The sequence below is a fragment of the Halomonas elongata genome (assembly GCF_029081005.1).
In the GTDB taxonomy this organism is placed as follows: domain Bacteria; phylum Pseudomonadota; class Gammaproteobacteria; order Pseudomonadales; family Halomonadaceae; genus Halomonas; species Halomonas elongata_B.
Genome location: NZ_JAJQTQ010000122.1, coordinates 1 through 383, shown reverse-complemented (window position 1 = coordinate 383; position 383 = coordinate 1). Strand labels below are relative to the sequence as shown.

Below are 383 nucleotides of genomic sequence, written 5' to 3'. Positions count from 1 at the left end.
AGTAACGCGTGAGCCGATACTAATAACGATCAAGGCGTGGCGACTATGTACAAATCGACTCCGTCAGCAGCATGGTGTAAAAAACGCCTGCTGGTGACCTCTTTGTTTGCAGCAATTTATCAGACTTCTGCCATCGCAGCAGATACTTCCGCCGTTAGCGGCGAGGCGGTGGATGACACCTCGGAACAAATGACCGTCACCGCCCCCGCGCCGGTGCAGAAAGCCGGTAGCGAACACAGCATCAGCGCCCGGGAGCTGGAGAATAAAGGCGCTAACGATTTCGGCTCAATCATGCGCTATGAGCCGCTCATTAGCGCCACCGGGGCCAGCGGCGGCTCCGGCAACGGCAAAAGCGGCTTCGACCGCGGAGGTTACACCGGCTA

At 58.0% G+C, this 383-nt stretch carries 1 protein-coding gene; it reads left to right on the top strand.

Features of this window, described 5'->3' with window-relative positions:
• Nucleotides 1-45 precede the first annotated feature (45 nt).
• Nucleotides 46-383: hypothetical protein (locus LU493_RS19725; protein ID WP_275289498.1), on the top strand; the 338-nt coding region annotated here is incomplete at its 3' end.